Below are 21,591 nucleotides of genomic sequence, written 5' to 3'. Positions count from 1 at the left end.
CGTCCGTGCGAACGCGGCGGCGGCACAACACATTATCGAATTGCCCTGCCGACTCACATCGATTTGCGATCATCACCTCGGGCCTGATCCGGAAGGCGGGCGCCTGCTGGACATGGGCTGCGGCACGGGCTGGTCATGCGGGAATTCGGCACGACGGAGCGCGGCCTGCTCGGCAAGGTGATGCGCCTCCCCGGCATGCGCGCGCTCGTGGGCGCGTGCACGGTGCTGTTTTCCAGGCACCAGGCGGGGATCGTCGTGCCGCGCAAGCAAGGGGCCCCGTCGCAATGGTGGGTGTTTGATGCCGGGGGCATCAAACACGGGTGCCCACCCTACGTATGGACGCGGACCGTAGGGTGGGCGGCCCTCCGCCCACCATGCAACGTATCCCGGCCGCGGTCAGTATTCGACCGCGACTTCCTTCGCGCCGAGATGCAGCTCGAGCGCGTATTTCAATTCGTCCGACGGCGCCACGCGCCACGCGTCGCCCAGTTGCAGGGTGCACGGGATGCCCTGCGGCGTCACGCGCAGGCTGACCGGCAAGCCGTTCTCGTGGCGGTAAGGCTGCAGGATCTCGGCCAGCTTCGCGGGCGCGATCGTGCACGCCACGTCCATCTCCAGCTTGTGGCCGTACTGGATGCGCGCGGTCGCGATGTCGAACACCTTCTCGGCCGTGATGCGCAGGCCGCCGTTGAAGCGGTCTTCCGACACCTTGCCGACGACGAGCAGGAACTCGTCTTCGCGGAAGATGTTCTTGTGCAGCTCGAACAGCTCGTTGTAGATCGTGACTTCGACGACGCCGGACTTGTCGTCCAGCGCGACGATGAGGATCTTGCCGCGCTGCGTGAGCTGCGTGCGCACGCCCGTGATCACGCCGCACAGCATGCGCGGATCGCGCGACGGTTCCAGGTCCTTCAGCTTGGTCTTGGCGAACCGGCGCACCTCGGCCGCATACGAGTCGAACATGTGACCCGACAGGTAGTAGCCGAGCGCGGTCTTTTCCTCGGACAGCTTCTGGCGGTCCGTCCAAGGCGTCGCCTTCACGTAGTCCGGCGGCGCGACGAGGTCGGAATCGTCGCCGCCGAACAGGCTGACCTGGTTGGCGGACGCCGCGGCCTGGTCGGCCACTTCGACCGCGAACGCGACGGACGCCAGCAGCACGGCGCGGTCGACGCCGAAGCAATCCATCGCGCCCGCGCGGATCAGGGATTCGATCGTGCGGCGGTTGATCTGCTTGCGGTCGACGCGTTTGCAGAAGTCGAACAAGTCCTTGAACTTGCCGCCCGATTCGCGCGCCGCGATGATCGCCTCGATGGCGCCCTGCCCCGCGCCCTTCACGCCGCCCAGGCCGTAGCGGATGTTTTTCACCTGCTTGCCCGTGACGGACGGCGGCGGGCCTTCCGGCGTGAAGCGGAACTGCGATTCGTTGACGTCCGGCGGCAGGATCGTCAGGCCGCACATGTCGATCGAGTCCTCGACGAGGATCTTGATCTTGTCCGTGTCTTCCATGGCCAGCGACATGTTGGCTGCCATGAACGCGGCGGTGTGGTGGACCTTCAGGTACGCCGTGTGATACGACAGCAGCGCGTACGCGGCCGCGTGCGACTTGTTGAAGCCGTAGCCCGCGAACTTCTCCATCAGGTCGAAGATCTCGTCGGCCTTTTCGGTCGACAGGCCGTCCTTCGCGGCGCCGGCGCGGAAGATCGCGCGGTGCTCGGCCATTTCCTCGGCCTTCTTCTTGCCCATCGCGCGGCGCAGCATGTCCGCGCCGCCCAGCGAGTAGCCGCCGACGATCTGCGCCATCTGCATCACCTGCTCCTGGTAGACCATGATGCCGTAGGTCTCGGACAGGATCGACTCGGTACGCGGATCGGGGTAGTCGAACTTTTCGCCGTGCTTACGCTTGCAGAAATCGGGGATCAGGTCCATCGGGCCCGGACGGTACAGCGCCACGAGCGCGATGATGTCCTCGAAGCGGTCGGGCCGCGCATCCTTCAGCATGCCCTGCATGCCGCGGCTTTCAAGCTGGAACACGGCGACGGTCTTCGCATCCGTCAGCAGCTTGTAGGTCGGCCGGTCGGTCAGCGGCAGCTTGGCCAGGTCGAAGTCCTTGTCGGCCGGATCGAGCGCGCGGATGTAGTTGACGGCGCGGTCGAGGATCGTCAAGGTGGTGAGACCCAGGAAGTCGAACTTCACCAGGCCGGCCGCCTCGACGTCGTCCTTGTCGTACTGTGACACGACGCCCGCGTCGCCGCCCTGCGTGTACAGCGGGCAGAAGTCCGTCAACTTGCCGGGGGCGATCAGCACGCCGCCCGCGTGCATGCCGATGTTGCGGGTGATGCCTTCGACCTGCTGCGCGAGCTCGATCAGCTGCTTCACTTCTTCCTCGTTCTCGAGGCGTTCCTTGAGCATCGGTTCTTCTTCGATCGCCTCGGCGATCGAGACCTGCTTGCCCGGCTTGAACGGGATCAGCTTGGAGATGCCGTCGCAGAAGTTGTAGCCGAAATCGAGCACGCGGCCCACGTCGCGAATCGCGCCCTTCGCCGCCATCGTGCCGAACGTGGCGATCTGCGAGACCGCATCCCTGCCGTACAAATCCTTCACGTGCTGAATGACCAGTTCGCGCTTTTCCTGGCAGAAGTCGATGTCGAAGTCGGGCATCGAGACGCGTTCCGGGTTCAGGAAACGCTCGAACAGCAAGTTGTACTTCAGCGGATCGAGGTCGGTGATCTTGAGCGCGTAGGCGACGAGCGAACCCGCGCCCGAACCGCGGCCCGGGCCGATCGGCACGCCGTTGTTCTTGCCCCACTGGATGAATTCCGCCACGATGAGGAAGTAGCCCGGGAACTTCATCTTGATGATGGTGTTGTTCTCGAACTCCAGGCGGGCTTCGTAGCGGGGGCGCTCCTTCTCGCGCTGTTCCGGGTCGGGGTAGAGCTCGACGAGACGCGCTTCCAGGCCCTTCTTCGTTTCCGCGATGAGGTATTCGTCGATCGTCATGCCCGGCGTCGGGAAGTTCGGCAGCTGCGGCTTGCCGAGCGAGAGCGTCACGTTGCAGCGCTTGGCGATCTCCACGGAGTTGGCGAGCGCGCCCGGCAAGTCCTTGAACAGCTCGGCCATCTCGGCCTGCGACTTGAAGCACATGCCTTCGTTGAAGCGGCGCACGCGCTTGGCGTTGGCCAGCATCTCGCCCTCGGCGATACAGACGCGCGCCTCGTGGGCGACGAATTCGTCCTTGCTGATGAATTGCACGGGATGCGTGGCGACGACCGGCAGGCCCAGCCGGTTCGCCAGCGCCACCGAATGGCGCACCTGCTGTTCCTGGTTCGGCTGGCCGGCGCGCTGGATTTCCACGTAAAAATGGCCGGGGAAGATATCCGCCCAGCGGCGGGCACACGCCTCGGCCTTGTCCAGGTCGCCGTTGTCGATGGCCTGGCCGATGTCGCCGAACTGCGCGCCCGACAGCACGATCAGGGCGTTCGACTGCGGCACGTCCGGCTCCAGGGTGGAAACGGAGGTCGCGAGCGCTTCCAGCCACTCGACGCGGATCTCGGCCCGGCCCTTGTACTGGTTCGTCAGCCACGCCTTGGACAGCAGTTCGCACAGCTGCAGGTAGCCGGTCTTGTTCTTGCACAGGATCAGCAGGCGGAACGGCTTGTCGCGGTTCTCGTCGTTCGTGATCCAGGCGTCGACCCCGACGATCGGCTTGATGCCCTTGCCGCGCGCCGCCTTGTAGAAGCGCACGAGGCAGAAGGCATTGGCCAGGTCGGTGACACCCACCGCCGGCTGCTGGTCCTTGAGGGCGGCAGCCACGAGGTCGTCGATACGGACGAGGCCGTCGACGATCGAGTATTCGGTATGGACGCGGAGGTGGGTGAAGATCGGCGAAGTCATCCTGTCATTTTACCTCGGACGGCCGGAACGGAGGGTTGCATCCAGGCACGGTGACGCGCTTGACAAGACCGGGGGCGTATTTTAGAACGCATAATTGATGGCCCCGCCGAACACCCACTGGTTGGCACTCCCGCGCCGATCGACGATCGGGCTGTCCTTCGCATCCCCCAGCAGCCTTTCGTAGCGTCCGGCCAGCGTCAGCCCCCAGTGCCGGTCGAACTGCGACGTCACCTGGAACGGGATCCGGATCGACGTCAACCCGCCTTGGGCCCGGTAAGGTGTTCCGCCCCGTTCCGGGAACGCGGCCAGGTCGGCGCCGTTGATGCCGAAATACCGGTCGTTGAAATGGTCGCTCGCGAAGAACAGGTCGAACCCGGCCGAGCCGAGCAGCGGGCGCCCGCCGATGCCCTGCGGGAATGGATAGAAATACGTCGCCTTGATATTGGCCGTGGCGCCCACGTACAGATTGTTCGTGTTCCACGCGACGTCGCCGCTGAACACGATCTTGTGCAGCGGATCGCCGGACATCGGCATGTCGTAGCTGGCAAAGATGCCGAGCTCGGACGCCGCGGGAATCCGGCGCATCCGGCGGACGACGGCGTCGTCGACGTCCGGGTCGCGGGTCGGCCGCGCGCGGTACAGGAAGCCGGCGCGCAGGCTACGAAGTTGCCCGAAATTCATTTGCTGGTCCAAGGTCGACGGCACGACGTTCAGCTTGACCTCCGGCCCGATCACGCGCAGCCACATGCCGTTGCCGAAGTTGGCATGTAGAAATCCCGCACCTTCGGGATGGTAATCCTCGGACCCGTAGAAATCCGGCAGCCCGAACGCGCCCGCCCCCACCATATTGACTTCCTGCGGCATCTCGACCGGGATGACTTCCTGCGCGCCGGCGCCCGCGGTGAACAGCACGGCACCGGCCGCCGCGAGACCCGCCCTGAGAAACGTTGGTTTCATGACTCGCCCCCTGATGAATGATGCAAACCATCCTACGGGGAGACGTCAATACGGCTGTTTGCGACGCCTCATATGCGTCGTCGAACTTTTATGAGCCGACTTTGTCGGACCAATCGCGACAGTGGTGCTCTGTGGCGCATCCGCCACGCGACGATTATTGCCGCCCAGCCGGCGGACTCCGCCATCGACCAGAAGATCGGGGCCGTGTCCCGCACGACGAGTGCGGCGACCGCCGCGATAATGCCAATTGCCGCGAAGATGACGTCTTCGGGGCTCAGCTGCTCTATAATAGCGGGCTTCCTGCCATCCTTTCCCGCTTTAACGATCATGCACGTCAATATCGCCGCCTACAAGTTCGTCAGCCTCGACAACCTCGACGAGATGCGCTCGCAATACCAGGCGCTGTGCAACGAGCTGGGCCTCAAAGGCACCGTCCTGCTGACGCCGGAAGGCATCAATATGTTCGTGTCCGGCCCGCGCGAAGCGATCGACCGGTATCTCGCCTGGGTGCGCAGCGACGCCCGCCTGGCCGACCTGGAGTGGAAGGAAAGCCTGTCGAACGAGCAGTCGCACCGCCGCATGCTCGTGCGCATCAAGAAGGAAATCATCACGATGCGCATGCCCCTGATCAAACCGGAGCTGGGCCGCGCGCCGTCCGTGGCGCCGAAGACGCTCAAGCGCTGGCTCGACCAGGGCCATGACGACGACGGCGTCCCCGTCGTCATGATGGAAACCCGCAACGCGTTCGAAGTGGACGTCGGCACGTTCGAGAACACGCTCGACTACCGCATCGACAAGTTCAGCGAATTCCCGGACGTCGTCGAGAAACACAAGGACGAACTGAAGGGCAAGACCGTCGTGACCTTTTGCACGGGCGGCATCCGCTGCGAAAAGGCGGCGATCCACATGCAGAACATCGGCTACGACCGCGTCTACCAGCTCGACGGCGGCATCCTGAAATACTTCGAGGAAGTGGGCGGCGACCACTACGCGGGCGACTGCTTCGTGTTCGACTACCGTACCGCGCTCAATCCCAAGCTGGAACCGACGGAAACCGTGCAGTGTTTTGCCTGCCGCGCCGTTGTCACGCCGCGGCAGCAACTGGCGCCGGAGTATGTGGTGGGGAAATCGTGTCCGCATTGCGCGGAGGGATAAACCAAGGGCCGCAAACGCGGCCCTTTTAACAGCCACCGGGCGTCGGTCGATAGCCGACGCGCGGACGCGATGCGTCACGCGCCACGTCTCCCTTGCGGGCCAAGCGCGCCTAGTTGCTTGGGCCATCAACTGCGCAAACACCGCATTTCTTGCTTCTACCCGGCCAGTGTGGCGAGCGCTATCAGCAGGTCGGCTCGAAAAAAGGACGGACGGCTGTTCTCGCCTGATTGACAGGCGGCTTAGCATCTTGAAGCGTCAGCGCGTTCGTGACATGCAAACCATGTCGCTGACACTTGATTACTACTCGTCAACGATTTCGCGCACCTGACCCGTCGCAACATTTCGCCCCCCCCATAACATCACTTCCTTTCCGACTGAGAGCTTCGGAAGGGCCAATCCGCGATAAAGGATTTTTACCGGGACTTAGTAGATTGAGCTTAATTCAAGGCGTTGCCCTTCCAGCAGCAATCGACAGTCGAATCCCTCGTTATCGACGAACAGCGGACAAGCGTAGCACGGTCCTTCAACCACCTTATTGCGACCGCCTTCCGCAGCCGTCGAGAAGCGAACATTAATAATGGCATCCGGTTTCATCGTAAGAATCTCATTGGAGGCAAGGCGGGTGATCCATTATATGTGGAAGCACGTAACCGATCCGTTGGAATTACCCAAGCCGGGATGCTAACCAGAACTGGGGATGGGCTTCATACGTGACGAACTGGCCGACAGACGCAGTATCCGCCCCATTCAACGCCATCAATGATATCGATCGGAAAACCTTGGGGATCGCGGTCGACTTCTCGCTACAATCCGAACGCGTCATCACATCGCTAGTTACAAGGTGACCCGACGAACGTGTCTGCTGACCCAGCAGGCGCGTGAAAACAGCTGATTTCGACTATCGTGAAATCCGGCGTTGATTTTATTCTGTCGGATCGACCGCACGACCTATCGGTTCAGTGCTTAATTAAGCAGCTTATAACACTGACGCTCCGTCCCCCGATAGTTTGCACGAACAACAATGTGCGTAGTCTTATCGGTTTCGTACCAATATGTACAACCCGGGTGAGGAGAGTCCACGAATTTATAAAGGATTATCGAATTACTCAAGACTTCTTTCACGCAGTTTCTGGGATGACACCAAGCCGGGTCAAAGTATTCCCCTATGCGACCATCGATGTACTCTCCAACAAATGCGGCATGACGGTGCTCCCAATTTGGCCTATCGTAAAAGTCATAGCCGTACTTCGACGCGCAACCCAACAGTGCGACCACAATAAGCAACGCGTACAGCGAGTTTCGACATAATTTTATCATTTTCTACCCCATAGCTTCCCTTCGTTTTGCAAATAAACACGGGAGTATAGCGATCACTAATGGCTGTGTATGTAAATGCAACCGGCGTCACCATTGCCCCCAATTATTAATTTCCGAAAATTCAATCAGTCCTCGATTAAATACTGAATAGTGCAACTGAGATACAGCGTTTATGCCGGGCATTTTATTTAGTGCCACGCTCAGCGAGCCACCTTGCGTGCTTGCATCAGCCGCGCCACATCCAGAATTCGATTCAAGCCAATTGTATTATTTCTGTACGAAGAAATTGGAATGCGACCGTCGCGGGCCGCGCCAGGTATATAACAGTTAGACCCGGGCCTCCCGCACGCGATATTCATTTCGCTAATATTTCGGCAAGAAGAATAAGCCGCCCTTGATCGCGCAACATCACCTGTACGAAGAACGGACGACCGTGCTCGCCTGGTGTCTTAATCGATGTTGGGCCTGGATGGCAGTGGGAGAATCGAGGTCTTCTTTATCGAGAAGCACTACCTATTCCGTTGACGACGATGGGAACCTGAATTAATGCAGGTTCCTTTAGCCAACTGCCTCGTACATACGAGACCTTATAGTGTAGCGGAATTTTGCAGAAGAAATTTCACCAATTATCGCTGGTGGTATTTCTAACTCAACCGTGATGGAAGGCCGAGGGCGCCGCGGCGGCCGCGCCCGTCAGGCCAGTTTTTTGACTGTCCCAATCGCGAATGCGATATGAAACGCTGGATCGTTCGGTGACGCCCGGTCAGGCCAGGTGATGCGGTACGTTGGTGCCGGTCGCGCTGCCGACGATCTCGGCGATCTTGGTGTCGATCACGCCCGGGTCGATCGCATAAGCCGCGCTCTGCAAGTCGACAATCGTGCCGATGAATGCCTTGGCCTGGACGTTCGCCGCCGTGCCCGAATAGGCTGCGATCTCGGCGGGCTGGTCGACGTGCGCCGTGAATGACGTCGCCACGGCCACGCGGCCGTCGTAGACGAGCTTGTCGCTGTTCTGCGCCCCGCTAGCGATGGTGGTGACGACGTTGTCGACGGTGATCGTGTGGTTGTTCAGCAAATTGACCCAGTAATCCACACCTGCCTGCTCGCCGGCCCGGCCGAACAGGTTGTGGTAGACAGCCTGCACGACGCCCGTGTTGTCCAGCCCCGCATACGTGTCCTTGTATTCCTGCGAGCCGGCAAATGCCGCGGAAATCTGCTGCACGCCATCGGGATTGGTCGTCAGCACGTTCTCCCAGTACGCCAGCCCCTTCGGATCCGCGGGGCGGCTGAAGTATGCAATATACAACTGTTCCACTGTCTGTTCGATCGTCGTTGCCATCATTGCCTCCATGTCAAAATGTGAGGAAATGGTACATGAATCGGCACAGCAGTGGCGCCACGAACACAGCTGTGCCAGCCCATGTTCCGCATGGATACTATTTCTTAGAGGAAGTGGTCACTTACTGCATTTTGGAAAATGTTAATTCCACGCAATTTGCATATGCGCAACGATTTTGCGACGTAAGTGGAGGCGGAGAGACGGCAGCGCCGGGATGGCGCCGCCGCGCACTCAGTGGAAGTAAGCGGCGACTTCGCGCACGGCGCCGCTGTCGAGCGTGCCGGCTGCGGCACGCAGGCGCAGGACGGCGATCAGGTACGTGTAGCGGGCCTGGGCCAGGTCGCGCTGGCTCGTGTACAGCTGCTGCTGGGCGTTCAGCAGGTCGAGGTTGATGCGTACGCCGCCCTTAATGCTCTGCTCGGTGGCCTTCATGAGCAGCTTGCCGGAGGCGACGGCTTTTTCCAGCGCCTCGATCTTGTGCACGCTGGACACCACCAGGCTGTGGGCCTTGCGCAGTTCCACCAGCACCTTGCTCGTGCGCACGTCCACGTCCGACTGGGCCTTGGCATAGTTCGCGGCCGCCTGGCGCGTAGCGGCATTGATCGCCCCGCCCTGATAGATGGGGATGTTGACCTGCAGGCCCACGGTGCGGTTCACCGAATTCTGCGTGTACGTGTTGATCGATTCCGCGTCGCCCCGGCTATAGGCCGCGACGAAGTCCACGCGCGGATAATGGCCGGCGCGGTTACGGCTGATGTCGAGACGGGCATTCTCGGCCGCCAGGCGCGCGGCTGCCAGTTCCGGATTGTGCTCGCGCGCGATCTTTTCCCAGTCCTCGAAGGTGCCGGGCGTGATCGTCACCGGATGGAATTCGTCGCGCAGATGATCGAGCGGCCCCGGATCCATGCCGATGATGGCGGCCAGCGTTTCGCGCGCCGCCACGGCATTGTCCTTCGCCTCCGTCAGCTGGGCCTCGGAGAGGTCGAGCCGCGCCTGGGTCTCCAGCATGTCCGTCTTGGTGCCCTCGCCTTTTTCGAACAGGCGTTGGTTTACATGCATCATTTCTTGATACATATTGCGCGAGACTTCGGACAGCGCAACCTGGTCGTCGGCGAACAGCACGTCCATGTAAGCGCTGACGGCGCGCACCGTGACTTCGTCGGTGCTCGCCTCGAACGCGGCCTCGCCCTGCTCCGCCTGGACCTTGCCCTGGCGGTAGCGCGCGATGCCTTCCAGGTTCAGGATCGGCTGGCGCAGCTGCACGACGTCCGAGCGGCTGATGTAGCGCGGGTGGTCGATCACCCGCACCTTCTGGCCGATGACGTTCTTTTCCAGCGTGTCCGTATCGGCGACGTTGCGGCTGGCCGAGAAACTGGCCGACACGCTGGGCAGCAGGTTGGAGCGACCGAGGATGCGGTTTTCCTTGGCCGCTTCCTTGTCGTAGAAGCTCATGCGGTAGGTCGGGTCGTTCTTCAGCGCGGCCTCGTACGCTTGCTGCAGCGTAACCGCACCGGCCTGGCCGGCCGCCAGCGCGGCGACCAGGGCAATGACACCGCGGCGCAACGCGCGTTCTGTGATCGTCGGGCGGTCCAAGCTCACTCCTCCGCCATCGACGACCGGGCGCGGTCGAAGATCGGTTTCAGCAGATAGTTGATCGGCGTACGCTCGCCCGTCTTGACGAACAGTTCCACCGGCATGCCGGGACGCACGTCCATGTGGTGCTCGGCGATCATCTTCTGGCCGGCCGGCGTCACCCGCACGCGCACCTTGTAGTAAGGCGCGCCGGTGCGCTCGTCGACGCTGCGGTCGGCCGCCACTTCCTCGACCTGGCCTTCGATGTGCGGGGTCTTGTTGACGTTGAACGCCGAGAAGATCAGCTCGGTCTTGAGGCCCCGGTGGACGCGGTCGACAAGGTTGACGGCCAGATTGCCTTCGATGACGAGCGGATCGTTCGTCGGAACGATTTCCATCATCTTGAAGCCGGGCTGGACCACGCCACCCTGGGTGAACACGGCCAGGCCCGTCACGGTGCCGTCGACGGGCGACTTGACCTCGACGTTGTCGACTTCGAATTTCTGGCCTTCCATGCGGGCGCCGAGCGCCTCGGCCTCCCGTTCGACGTCTGACAGCTGGGTCCGCACTTCCTTCTGGTAGTCCTGGGTACGCTGGGCCTTGCGCAGGCTCAGCTCGAGCACCTGGCGGCGCGAACGGCCGATGTTGCCGATGTCTTCCGAGATCTGGCCGCTCAGCTGGGCGTAGGTCCGTTCCAGGTCGAGCAGACGGTTACGCGCCACATAGCCTTCCTTGGCGAGGTCGCGCATGCCGTCCAGCTGCTCCTTGAGGTAGCCCATCTCGGCCTTCTTGCTGTCGCGCGCTTCTTCCAGGCTCTTGATCTGATCCTTGAGGCCGGCGATGTTTTCGTCCACACTGCCCAGCTCGTTCTGCAGCGACATCCGGCGCGACGTGAACAGCTGGCTCTGCAGGGCCATCAACTCGGCGATACGCGGCTCGTTCTTGCGCCGTTCCAATTCGTCCGGGAACGTGATCGTTTTCAGGCCGTCGCGTTCCGCAATCAGGCGCGCCTCGCTGGCGCGCGCCGTCAGGTATTGCGCTTCGCTCGTCTCGTAGGCCGACTTGGCCAGCACGCCATTCATGCGCACGAGCACCTGCCCCGCCTTGACGACGTCGCCGTCCTTGACGAGGATTTCCTTGACGATGCCGCCCATCTGGTGCTGGATCGCCTTGCGGTTCGATTCCTTGGCAACCGTACCCGACAGCGGTACGCCCTTGTCCAGCGGCGCGAACAAGGCCCAGGCGAGGAAGCCGCCGAGCCCAAGCACGACGATCAACCAGCCGATGCGGCTGAATGCGCGTGCATCCGTGTTTACTTCCAGCGGCGTCACGTCATGTGAGACGACTTCCGCCACGTCGTTTTTCAGCAATTTCATTGTTGTCCTTCTCGGGTCATCACCGCTACGCGTCAGGCTGCGGCAGTCGTGCCGCCCGGCTGGGCGCCGGCGGCGGCGCGCTGCTGCTGCGCCGCCTGCTGGGCCGCCAGGGCTTTCTGGTTCGCTTCGTTGAGCGCCGCCAGCACGTCCTTGGTGGGGCCGAACATCTGCACCGCGCCGTCGTTCATCAGCAGCAGCTTGGTCGTGGAACTGATCGCGCTCGGACGGTGCGTGATCAGCACGATCGTCTTGCCGCGCTGACGCAGGTCGAGCACGGCGTTCACGAGGGCCTGTTCGCCCACGTCGTCCAGGTTCGAGTTCGGCTCGTCCAGCACGATCAGGGCAGGATCGCCGTACATGGCACGCGCCAGGCCGAGGCGCTGCTTCTGGCCGCCGGACAGGCCGGCACCACCGTCGCCCAGCTTGGTGTCATAGCCTTCAGGGAAGTGCAGGATCAGGTCGTGCACGCCGGCGCGCTTGGCCGCCAGCACGACTTTTTCCGAATCGATCTCGCCGAAGCGGGCGATGTTCTCGGCGACCGTGCCGCTGAACAGCTCGATGTCCTGCGGCAGGTAGCCGACGTGAGGACCGAGCTCGGCCTTGTTCCAGGCATAGATGTCGGCGCCGTCCAGGCGCACCTTGCCCACCATCGTGGGCCACACGCCCACCATCAGCCGTGCCAGGGTCGACTTGCCCGAGCCGCTCGGCCCGATCACGCCCAGCACGTCGCCGGGCTGGATCGCGAACGAGACGCCCTTGACCACCGGGCTGCGCACGCCCGGCGGCGCGGCATGCACGCCTTCCACGCTCAGGCGACCTTCCGGCTTCGGCAATTCCATGCCGGCTTCGCGGGCCGGGTTGGTTTCCAGCAGCAAGGTCAGGCGATCGAACGCGCTGCGTGTGCTGCCCCAGCTCTTCCACACGCCGATCAACTGCTGCACCGGCGCCAGCGTGCGGCCCAGCAGGATCGAAGCGGCGATCATCATGCCGGAGGTGATCTTATTGTCGAGCACGAGCAGCGCGCCAAGGCCCAGCACCGACGACGACAGTCCCATCTGGAAGAACTTGGTAACGGCAGTGATGGTGCCGGCCTTCTGGCTGGCCTGCGCCTGCAGGGTCAAGAACTTGCCATGCAGCTTGAACCAGCGCGCCATCAGGTTCGGCAGCATGCCCATCGATTCGATGACCTCGGCGTTGCGCAGGTTGTTGGTGGCGGCCGTGTTGGACGCAATCGCCATGCTGTTGGCTTCCTTCAGCGGCTGGTAGGTCACGCGTTCGTTGACGATCGCCAGGATCACCAGCACGACGACGCCGCACGTCGCGAACACGCCCAGCCAGGGCTCGAAGAAGTAAATGACGATCAGGTAGATCGGGAACCAGGGCGCATCGAAGAAGGCAAACAGCGCGTTACCGGTGAGGAACTGGCGCAAGGTCGTCAAGTCGGACAATGCCTGGCCGGCGTTGCTGCCAGCCTGCTTGAGGTTTTGCTCGAAGGCGGCCGTGTACAGGCGCTTGTTGAGCCGCATGTCGAACTGCGCACCCACACGCACCAGCACGAACGAACGGATCAGCTCCAGCGCCGACGAGAACAGGTAACCGCCGAGCATCATCAACGTGAGCATCAGCAACGTGATCTCGTTGCGGCTCGACAGGACGCGGTCGTAGACCTGCAGCATGTAGAGCGAAGGAATCAGCGCGAGCAGGTTGATGATCGCGCTGAACGTCCCCACCGTGTAGAACGTGCCTTTGAAACTGAGCAGGATGCGCCCAATCTCGGTTTTTGGATTCAGGAATTTTTTCATGTATCTCGCGTGACAGGTCAAGGGCCGCCATTTCGACGCTTAGGCATAGAAAATGGCCTGCGTGCACATTATCCACGAAAAAACATAAAAAATGTGATCCACGTCACATTTTTTGACTCGAACATTCTAAAAGAGTCGCGTTCAGGGCACAAGACAACGGACGGTAAAGAAAAAACCCCGCCTTCTTGCGAAGGCGGGGTTCTCGGCTAACGACTTGCCCTTGCGGGCCGGTCAATTAGGCGGTGGTGCTCGACGTGATGATGCCGTTGCTGTCCAGGTGCAGGGACGAAGCGTCGACACCGGTCAGGATGATGGTGAAGACTTCGCCAGCGGTGCCAGCGACGTTCGAGCTGTAAGCGTGGTTTTCGATCTGCAGCTGGGCATCGCCACCTTGCTGGCTGACGAAGATTTCCAGTGCAGCGTCGTTGGCGGTCACGCCGTTGGCGCCGATTGCACCTTGAACCAGCGTAAAGCCTTTGCCGACGGCCAGTGCGTCCGTGCCTTGCAGGCCGAATGCGCCGATGGTCGCGTCGGTCTTGGCGGTCACGAAGACGTCCGAAGCAGCGGTACCGAACGAAGCGGCGTGAGCGGCGTCCAGCGTGACGACGCTATAGCCCTTGTCGGTCAGCAGCTTGGCGGCTGCGTCGCTGGTTGCTTGCAGGCCAGCCAGGGTGTTGACGTTGGCGGTAGCGGTCTGCAGGGCGGCGACGTCTTTTGCCAGGGCAGCGATCGCATCGCTGGCGGTTTTCGCGGTGCCCATGTCGGTAGCCAGCTTGGAGATCAGCGGGTTGAAGTCATCGCCCGAAGCGGTTTCAGCATCGACCAGGGCCTTGAAGCTGGTGTACGCATTCATGTCCGTCGCTTTCAGGACAGCCAGTTCGGTCTGGATCTGCGCGACGGTCGGGGTTGCGCTCGATGCCACGGTGTTCGGCGTGGTGGCGTTGATCTGGGCCGAGATGGCAGCGATCAGTTGCGCTTCGGTATCGCCGGTGGCGCCGACGACGCCAGTCGAATCCGGAGCGACGTCCAGCAGGTTGACGCCCAGGTGCGCATTGTCCACGTTCGTCTGTGCCTTCGACACGCCGATGGTAGCCGTGTTTTCGGTGTTGAACGAGGCGATCAGGTCGGTCAGGCCGGTGTACTTGGTTGCGTCGACGCCGTCAGCGATCGTGGCTTTGCCGTTGACATCGATGGTTGCCAGAACGACCGGCGTGCCACCCTTGACATACGACAGGCTGGTGCCATCGCTGGTCACGCTGGTGTTGGCGTCGCCGCCATTGTTCACGGAGAACGCGGCTTCCTTGGCGACCAGGTCAGCATGTGCCGAGGTTTCAGCCTTCTGAGCAGCCGTCAGGGCGGTCTGCGCGGCGGTCAGGGTCGACTCAGCGGAGGTCAGGCCGGTCACTTTCGAGATTGCGGTGTTGTCGTCCGACACGACCTTCTGAGCAGCGTTCAGAGCATCAGCGTTGGCCGATTCCTGCGAAGCGACCAGGGCGTCACGCACGGTCTGCGACGTGGTGTTGGTGAACAGGGTGGTCGATGCGCCCGAGGTGTCGGCGGTCAGGTCGGCGGCGATCTTGGTCACTGCGGTGGACTGAGCGGTTGCGACGCCGGCGGCGTCCAGCTTCAGGCCGCCCAGGAAGCTGTCCACGGCGGCGTGGGCGGCGTTCAGCGTGTTCAGTGCACCTGCGACGGTGAACGGGGTGCCGGCGGCCACTGCGGCGGCGACGCTGGTGTTCAGAGCGGCCGGAGCGGTCGCAGCTTGCAGCGAGGCGTTGTCGGTCACGCCAGCCAGGAAGGTCTTGGCGACCTTGTTGGCGTCGCCGCCGCTGTAGCCGGTTTTTTCCGCGTCGGTGTCGACGGCCGCGGTGAAGGCTGCAGCAGCGGTCACCTTGTTGTTGTAGGCGGTCATGTCGGAACCTTGTGCGCCTTGGGCGATTGCGGTCACGACTGCGTCGATGGTGAGGGTGCCCTTGTCCAGCAGGTCGGCCCAGTAAGCCTTGCCTGCGTCTTCGGCAGCGCGGCCGAACAGGTTCATGTAGACGGTGTTGACGATCTGTGCGTTGGTCTGGTTGGCGAAGGTAGCCTTGTATTCATCCGAACCAGCGAAAGCAGCCGACACGGCAGCGGTGCTACCAGCAGCTGCTTCGACGGTGGTTTCCCAGAAAGCCAGACCACCCGGGTCAGCCGGACGGTTGAAGTACGCCACGTACAGCTTTTGAATGTCGTTGTAGTAAGTCGTTGCCATTATTGCTCCAATGTAGATCGATCGATCAGTAGATGTATATCAAACAGCAGGCTCTGAAGTGTGTCTGCCGCCCAACGCTCCGCATCATGACAGATGCAACACACACGAAGATGTGACGATCATCACATTTGCGGACGATTGTGTTCTGTCGTGAAGTTTTGAACAGCCAATCAGGGACAACATTATCCGAGAGACTTGAATTGAATGCAAGAATACGGGTCTTTTAGCGCTTTGGAGCATAAAAACTCGCGAATACTCACGCCCATCGGCATGTTTTTTTATGAATTGATCAGCGAAATCGTATTTAATCGGATACGTTTTGAAACAAAATTCCGACAATCGTTTTGTTGCGATAAAACGTCAAAAAAAAACTCCGGCTTGACCGGAGTTTTTTTGTCCATATGGCGGCGCTCAGTGTGCGGGCCGTTCCCAATATGTCACGCCGTTGACCGTGCGCTTATCGTCCAGGCGCCCGTCGAAGATATAGGCCGCCGATCCGCCGTTCTGGCTGCTCAGCAGGCCCTGCACATTGATATAGCCGACCCGGCCCGCGGCGGCATCGCCAAACAGCCGGCCGTCCGCACCGACGACGCCCGTCGCCTGCAGTTTCGCGTTGCCGGCCTGGCTCGCCAGATCGGCACTCGTGGCAAAACTCTGTTTCCCGAAATCGACGCTCAGCGTGCCATTGCTCAGCGTCGCCGGCGTTTCCACGCGATACGTCGGCGTGTAATCCGTATAGACGAACGCTTCGCTGCTGCGCAACTGAAAGCCGATGCTGCCATTGTTCGGCGCCACATAGGTATCGGGGCCACGCGTGCGCAAGAGCGCATAATTGCCGCTCAATGCGAGCAAATCGTTGTCGTCCCGGATATTCGTCAAGTTGAAGTTGGGCGGCCTGCTCGCGACCACTTGCCAACGCCCCCACACGATGCCGCGGTCCGGCAATGCGATCGTTGCCGGTGCCGGCGTCGGCGTCGGCGTCACGACCGGAGGCGGCAATACGGGCGGCGCCGGGGTCTTGTTGATCGCATCGTTCAGGCTGACCGTCTTCTGCGCATCGAGATTCGGCTGTCCCGTCGCGGAATTGGCCCCGCCGCCCGTGCCATGGGCAAGCGGCTCGTCCGAGCGCGGCGGCGATACCTGATCGGGCGACAGCGGGCTGCTCTGCAGCAGTTGCGGCGTGACCTGGCCGCGCTGCAACTGCAGCAGCTGGCCACGCTGGGCCGCGCTCAGTTCGCGGCTGGCGCTACCCGTGCAGGGGCCCGCGCCGTCCCGACGGCAGCTGTCGGCGAAACCGCTCATCACGATGGCGCCGGAAATGACGGCCACGCGCGACGTGTCGTTGTCGGTGAACACGGTGAAGTCCGTGCCGCGCACGCCGATGGCCGCGACCGGGGTATTGAAACGGAAATTCTGGCGCGCCTGCTTGACGGCCGTACCCGACTTGCTGCGCGCCACGCCGCTCAGCAACTCCAATTTGACCTGGGTATTCGCCGGGTTCTTCGTGTCCACGTGATAGGTGACGATCCGGGCCTTCGTGTTCGGGCGCAGGATGAACAGGCCATTGTCGATCGTCTTCACGTACAGGAAGCCGTCGGCCCCCGTGCTCAGCATCTGCCCCTCGCCGACCGGCGCCCCGTCGACGGCCGGCTGCTCGGCCACGTTGGCCTTGCCGGCCACGAAAATGACCTTGCCGGCCTCAGCCGCCTGAGCCAGATGAGCCATGCAAGCAATTGCGCCAAGGATAATTACACGCCACATACATTTCCCCTTTTCGCCAAATTTAGCTTGCCTAACCGCGCAACATCTGTGATAACCGTCACATTGTAAGCCCTCTCGGCCATTTACCGTCAATTTTTAAGACGAGTTGTTGACAAAGAATAATGATATTCGTTAAGTTGTGACGCTATACTCCTTGCTTCCCCAAAAAAAAAGATAACAATTCGATCGTCCACGGCGCACCTTCCCCGATGTCTTTCTCTTCCGCCACGCCCGTGCCCGCGCGCGCCGGACGCGCTCGGCTGCGCTGGCTGATCGCCGCGGCGGCCGTCCTGCTGACCGTCGCGGCGCAATGGCTGCCGCTCCCCACTGGCGCGTTCCTGCCCGGCGAGTGGATGCGCGACGCCTTCATTCGGATGCGCGTCGTCATGGCCCCGGAACCGCGGGTGCTGGTGGTGGACATCGACGAAGCGAGCCTGAACAAGGTCGGCCCCTGGCCCTGGCCCCGCGCGCGCGTCGCCGACCTCGTCGAGATCCTGCTGACGACCTACCATGCGCGCGGCGTCGCGCTCGACATCCTGCTGCCCGAGGCGGCCGACGCCGAAGGCGACACCCGCCTTGCCCTGCTGGCCCGCCACGGTCCCGTCGTGCCGGCCCAGGCCTTCGATTTCAGCCGGACGCGTGCGTTACCGGTACGCGTGGGGACGCTCGGCGGCGCCGAGGCCGGCATCGCCGGCGGCGTACACGCCACAGGCTACATCGGCAATTATCCGACGCTGGCCGGCGCCGCCCGCGTGGGCGCCATCGGGTTCATTCCGGACCCGGACGGCGCGCTGCGCCGGCTGCCGTTGTACACGGAATATGAAGGCCGGCACTACCCGGCGCTGGCGCTGGCCCTCGTCGATTGCTGCGCCGGCAAGGGACCGATGGCGCTGCCGACCACCGGCATGATGCGCGTCGACTTCGCGCGCGACTGGAATGCCTATACGGTCGTGAGCGCGGCCGACATCCTCGACGGCACGCTCGATCCGGCCGGCGCAAGCGGCCGCCTCGTCATCGTCGGGTCGTCGTCGCTGGGCATGGCGGATCGCGTGTCCACGCCGCTCGCGGCGAACCGTCCCGGCCTGGGCGTGCACGCGACCATGCTGTCGACCCTGCTCGACATACAGGCCGGCCGCGCGCCCGGGCCCTGGCCCGGCAAGCTGCTGGCCTGTGCCTTCGCGCTCCTGAGCACGGCCGTGGCGACGTTCGCCTTCCCGCGCCTGGCCGCGGCGGCCGGCGTCGGCCTGTTGGCCGCCAGCACGGTGCTATGGCTGGCCATCGCGTACGCCGCCAGCCCGCACGATCCCGATTTCTCGCCCACCGGCCCGCTGGCCACCAACCTGTTCCTGCTGGCCGTGGCCGTGCCGTACCAATGGCAGCAAACCCAGCGCCGCTCGCGCCATTTGCTGTCGACCCTGCGCCAGTACGTCGCCCCGGCCGTCGTCGAGCAATTACTGCTCAGCGAAACCGAAGACCCCTTGAAGCCGCGCCAGCTCGACGTGACGACCCTCATCGCCGACATGGAAGGCTATACGAGCCAGGTGGAAGCGCTGCCCATCGAAGCGGCGGCACGCCTGACGCGCGACTTCCTCGATTGCCTGACCGGCCCCGTGATCGAAAAGATGGGGACGCTCGACAAATACACGGGCGACGGCCTCGTCGCGTTCTGGGGCGCCCCGCTGCCGATCGCCGACCACGCCGATCTGGCGCTGGACGCGGCGCGCGAGATCGAGCGGCGCGTGGCCGCGTTGAGCAGCCGGCACGAGGCCGCCGGATTCAAGCCGCTGCGCGTGCGCATCGGCATCGACAGCGGTCCCGCGATGGCCGGGGATTTTGGCACTTCGTTCCGCAGCATTTATACTGCGGTTGGCGACAGCGTTAACACCGCGTCCCGCCTGGAACAAGTGGCGCGCGAATTCCCCCACGACGTCATCATCGGCGCCGGCACGGTCGAGCGGGCCCTGCGCCATGCATTCATCCTGCTGGGCGAGCGCCGGCTGCGCGGCAAGGAACATCCAACCATTCTTTATACGTTTGCACCCAGCATGAAGCAGGAAGGCAGTACCCACGTTCCTCCCCGGCCGGTCGGCGGCCCAGTCGGATCCATCCAATGATGCGCCGCCCCATCGCGGCGCTGCTGGCGTCGCTCACGCTGGCGGGCGCGCATGCCGCCGAAGACCTTTCCGCCGACGCCCCGAATACGTCCCAGACCGAGCAGCAGAGCCTGTACCAGCAGGCATTGCAGGCGCTGTCCGAAGGCCGCCGCACGGATGCCTCGCAGCTGCTGCGGCGCCTGATCGGCGAAGCGCCGCGCCATGCGGGCGCCTGGCTGGACCTGGCCCTGATCCAGTGCAGCCTGGGCAATGCCGACGAGGCCGAGCGCCTGTTCGCCACCGTCGAGACGCGCTTCGCGCCGTCGCGCGAGATCCTGGAGCTGATCGCGCAGACGCGCGAGGATGGCTGCCATCCGTGGGTTGCGAACAGCACGATGTCGATCTCGTTCGGCCGCGGCCACGACCGCAACGTCAACCAGGGCGCGAGCACGTCCACGCTGCGCCTGGACGGCGGCGCCATCGAACTGCCGCTCGTGGACGACTTCCTGCCCAAGCACGACAGCTACACGACCGGCGGCCTGGACTACTTGCGCGACGTGACGCCGAACGGCACGATCGGCTTCGCCCAGGTGCAATGGCGCCGCAACGATCATTTGCACGCATGGGACACCAGCTCCCTCTTCGCCGGCGTGGAATCGCCCTGGCGCTTTGACCGCTGGGCCATGCGCCTCACGGGCGCGGGCGGCATGGTGAGCCTGGGCGGCCATTTGTACCAGCGCCAGGCGCAGGGCCAGATGCGCGTCGAGCCGCCGCTGTCGCTGCCGAACAACATGCTGCTCAACCTGATGGCGGGCGTGACGTTCAATAATTACCTGCGTCTGGACAATTTCGATTCGCGCACGTTCGAACTGCGCCCGGAATGGTCGTACCGCGCCGGCGGCCTGTCCGGCAGCGCCAGCCTGGGCCTGCTGGACGACCATGGCGATGCTCGGCGTCCGGGCGGCAACCGCCACGGCCAATTCCTGAATCTCGCCGTGCGCCGCGACTTGTGGCGAGCGACGAGCGGCGAGCTCGCCTATACGCGCCAGACATGGCGGAGCGCCCGTCCGTACTCGCCCGAACTGCTGATTCCGCAGATCCGCAACCAGGCGACCGAAGTCTTGCGCGGCAAGCTGACATATCTCATCGACAAGCACCAGAGCCTCCAGCTCGAGGCGCGCGCGGTACGAAACCGGGAAAATATCGAGATCTTTCAGTACAATAATCGGCAACTACAGTTGAGCTGGGTATGGCAACCTTGATGGCCACACTTGGCAATCCCGTCCGTCACCTGGCGCTCACATGAATTCCCCCAGCAAGGTCCCTCATTTCGATCCCATGTCCGGCGACGGCGCCGTACCGCCGCAGGACGTCCAGATCCAGGTCCACCTGCGCAAGATCCCGCTGCTGGCCGACCTGACGCCGGACGAGATCGCCCTCATCCGGCCCGAGCTGCGCTTTCGCCACTTCAACAAGCGCGAAGTCGTGCTGCACAAGGGCGGCAGCGGCGACGCCCTGCTGTTCCTGCTGTCCGGCCAGCTGCAGGTCGTCGACATCACGGAGGACGGCCGCGCGATCGGCCTGCGCATGCTGGCGCCGGGCGACTTCTTCGGCGAGATCGCCCTGATCAACGACTCGACGCGCTCGGCTTCGGTGGTGGCGACGTCGGACGTGCTCGTCGCCTTCCTGCCGGCCGCGACCGCCCTGCACCTGTTCTCGCATTCGCCCAGCGTGGCCCGGCAGATGCTCCGGCACCTCGCGCAAAAAATCCAGAGCGACTCGGAATTCCGCGCGGTCCTCAGCATCAACAACACGGCGCGCCGCATTTACACCTATCTGTCGCTCCTGCAAAAGCCGGACGGAAACAACCAGGCCGTGATCGACAACCTGCCCACGCACCAGGACATCGCGAACATGATCAACACGAGCCGCGAGACGGTCACGCGTGCCCTGCTGAGCCTCGTCCAGCAAGGCATCGTCCAGAAGGAATCGAACCGCCTCGTCATCCTCGATCCCGCCGCCCTGCAAAAACTCGTGCAGGGCGCTTGACACGGGCCACGCACGCTCGACCAAGCCACCG

General features: G+C 63.0%; 13 protein-coding genes. 4 read left to right on the top strand and 9 right to left on the bottom strand.

Going from position 1 to position 21,591, the window contains the following annotated elements:
• Window positions 1-396: 396 nt before the first annotated feature.
• Together dnaE and ISF28_RS12525 are read right to left on the bottom strand one after the other, a co-directional pair.
• Entirely contained in the window at window positions 397-3,891 is a 3,495-nt protein-coding gene (gene dnaE / locus ISF28_RS12530) for a DNA polymerase III subunit alpha (RefSeq protein ID WP_198117517.1), read from the bottom strand.
• A gap of 81 nt (window positions 3,892-3,972) precedes the next feature.
• Window positions 3,973-4,848 carry a MipA/OmpV family protein gene (locus ISF28_RS12525; RefSeq protein ID WP_198117516.1) on the bottom strand — a complete coding sequence of 292 codons (876 nt, stop codon included), beginning with the start codon at window positions 4,846-4,848 and terminating at the stop codon, window positions 3,973-3,975.
• 324 nt (window positions 4,849-5,172) lie between these two features.
• Between ISF28_RS12525 and ISF28_RS12520 the strand changes: the two genes are divergently transcribed.
• Window positions 5,173-6,003 carry a sulfurtransferase gene (locus ISF28_RS12520; RefSeq protein WP_441295207.1) on the top strand — a complete coding sequence of 277 codons (831 nt, stop codon included), beginning with the start codon at window positions 5,173-5,175 and terminating at the stop codon, window positions 6,001-6,003.
• 423 nt (window positions 6,004-6,426) lie between these two features.
• Here ISF28_RS12520 and ISF28_RS12515 read toward each other — a convergent pair whose 3' ends face one another.
• From ISF28_RS12515 to ISF28_RS12485, 7 genes are all read right to left on the bottom strand, one after another.
• Window positions 6,427-6,597 carry a hypothetical protein gene (locus ISF28_RS12515; protein ID WP_198117514.1) on the bottom strand — a complete coding sequence of 57 codons (171 nt, stop codon included), beginning with the start codon at window positions 6,595-6,597 and terminating at the stop codon, window positions 6,427-6,429.
• A 1,486-nt stretch (window positions 6,598-8,083) separates the two neighbouring features.
• Window positions 8,084-8,689 (bottom strand): DUF4214 domain-containing protein, encoded by a 606-nt coding sequence (locus ISF28_RS12510; RefSeq protein WP_370663429.1) that lies wholly within the window; start codon window positions 8,687-8,689, stop codon window positions 8,084-8,086.
• Between the two features lie 201 nt (window positions 8,690-8,890).
• Window positions 8,891-10,252, bottom strand: a complete 1,362-nt coding sequence (locus ISF28_RS12505) for a TolC family outer membrane protein (RefSeq protein WP_229519051.1) — start codon at window positions 10,250-10,252, stop codon at window positions 8,891-8,893.
• Window positions 10,253-10,254: 2 nt separating this feature from the next.
• The gene (locus ISF28_RS12500) at window positions 10,255-11,607 is read right to left on the bottom strand and encodes an HlyD family type I secretion periplasmic adaptor subunit (RefSeq protein ID WP_198117512.1); all 1,353 of its coding nucleotides are present in this window, start codon (window positions 11,605-11,607) and stop codon (window positions 10,255-10,257) included.
• Between the two features lie 32 nt (window positions 11,608-11,639).
• The gene (locus ISF28_RS12495; protein WP_198117511.1) at window positions 11,640-13,409 is read right to left on the bottom strand and encodes a type I secretion system permease/ATPase; all 1,770 of its coding nucleotides are present in this window, start codon (window positions 13,407-13,409) and stop codon (window positions 11,640-11,642) included.
• A gap of 235 nt (window positions 13,410-13,644) precedes the next feature.
• Entirely contained in the window at window positions 13,645-15,657 is a 2,013-nt protein-coding gene (locus tag ISF28_RS12490; protein ID WP_198117510.1) for a DUF4214 domain-containing protein, read from the bottom strand.
• Between the two features lie 411 nt (window positions 15,658-16,068).
• On the bottom strand, window positions 16,069-17,382 hold the full coding sequence (locus ISF28_RS12485; protein ID WP_229519050.1) for a FecR family protein: 1,314 nt from the start codon (window positions 17,380-17,382) through the stop codon (window positions 16,069-16,071).
• 245 nt (window positions 17,383-17,627) lie between these two features.
• Here ISF28_RS12485 and ISF28_RS12480 point away from each other — a divergent pair, with 245 nt between their 5' ends.
• From ISF28_RS12480 to ISF28_RS12470, 3 genes are read left to right on the top strand one after another with little or no spacing between them, the layout of a single operon-like run.
• Window positions 17,628-19,532 (top strand): CHASE2 domain-containing protein, encoded by a 1,905-nt coding sequence (locus ISF28_RS12480; RefSeq protein ID WP_198117508.1) that lies wholly within the window; start codon window positions 17,628-17,630, stop codon window positions 19,530-19,532.
• Window positions 19,529-20,773, top strand: a complete 1,245-nt coding sequence (locus ISF28_RS12475) for a tetratricopeptide repeat protein (protein WP_229519049.1) — start codon at window positions 19,529-19,531, stop codon at window positions 20,771-20,773. Before ISF28_RS12480 ends, ISF28_RS12475 begins: the two co-directional genes overlap by 4 nt.
• A gap of 40 nt (window positions 20,774-20,813) precedes the next feature.
• A complete protein-coding gene (locus ISF28_RS12470; RefSeq protein ID WP_229519048.1) occupies window positions 20,814-21,560 on the top strand; it encodes a Crp/Fnr family transcriptional regulator in 747 nt (248 codons plus the stop codon).
• The last annotated feature ends 31 nt before the right edge of the window (window positions 21,561-21,591 follow it).

This window comes from Massilia rhizosphaerae, assembly GCF_016093545.1.
GTDB lineage: Bacteria > Pseudomonadota > Gammaproteobacteria > Burkholderiales > Burkholderiaceae_D > Telluria > Telluria rhizosphaerae.
The sequence above is the reverse complement of the archived record's forward strand: the minus strand, read 5'-3'. Positions and strand labels throughout refer to the sequence as shown.